Source organism: Maribellus luteus (assembly GCF_003576475.1).
Taxonomy (GTDB): Bacteria; Bacteroidota; Bacteroidia; order Bacteroidales; family Prolixibacteraceae; genus Draconibacterium; species Draconibacterium luteum.
Genome location: NZ_QWGR01000077.1, coordinates 1 through 744, shown reverse-complemented (window position 1 = coordinate 744; position 744 = coordinate 1). Strand labels below are relative to the sequence as shown.

Genomic DNA, 744 nt, shown 5'->3' with positions numbered 1-744 from the left:
CGGCTTGCGGCCGAAGATGTCGCCCAGCTTGCCCCAGATCGGCACCATCACCGTCGAGGTCAGCAGGTAGGCGGTGGTCACCCAGGCGTAGAGCGACAGGCCGTTCAGCTCGGCGATGATGCGCGGCATGGCGGTGCCGACGATCGACTGGTCGAGGGCGCTCAGCAGGAAGACGATCATCACCCCGATCAGGGTGATGCGGCGTTCGTCCTCGGTGAAGGTCTTGGCCTGGGACAAGGCGGGTCCGATCGAGGTTCTGGGAATCCAGCCCGGTCGTAAGGGCGTGCGCTTCGAGGGCCGCCCGGGAGGGCGAGGTTGCCCCACGTCGCGCCGAGCGGCGTCCGCGGTCAGGCGCGCCGGAACCCGGCCGCCAGGGCCTGGAAGGCCGGCTTGGGCCGGCCGGCGTCGTCGAACAGCAGCGGCCGGTCGGCGCCGTCGCCGGCGTTGGGCGGGCGGCGCAGCCAGGAATCCTCGTCGCGGACGCCCCAGACCGTGAAGGCGTAGCGCTGGGCGGGCGGCAGGTCCATGAACGCCTCGACCACCTCGCCGACCACCCGCGCCTGGCTGTCCAGCGCGGCCGGGCCGGACATCGGTTCGAGCGAGAACCGCGTCGGCCGGGTGGAGACGTCCAGCTCGGAGACGTGGATCGGCAGGCCGAAGCTGGCCAGGGCGCGGATGGCGCGGGCGGCGTAGCCGCGGGGCAGGTCGGCGGACAGGTGGCTCTGTATCCCGACGCCGTTCACC

At 72.4% G+C, this 744-nt stretch carries 2 protein-coding genes; both read right to left on the bottom strand.

Annotation, left to right across the window (positions count from 1 at the left end):
• Nucleotides 1–237: MFS transporter (locus D1614_RS28005; RefSeq protein ID WP_206610144.1), on the bottom strand; the 237-nt coding region annotated here is incomplete at its 3' end.
• Between the two features lie 110 nt (nucleotides 238–347).
• A partial coding sequence (locus D1614_RS28000) for an endo-1,4-beta-xylanase (protein WP_175579307.1) occupies nucleotides 348–744 on the bottom strand: 397 nt, incomplete at its 5' end.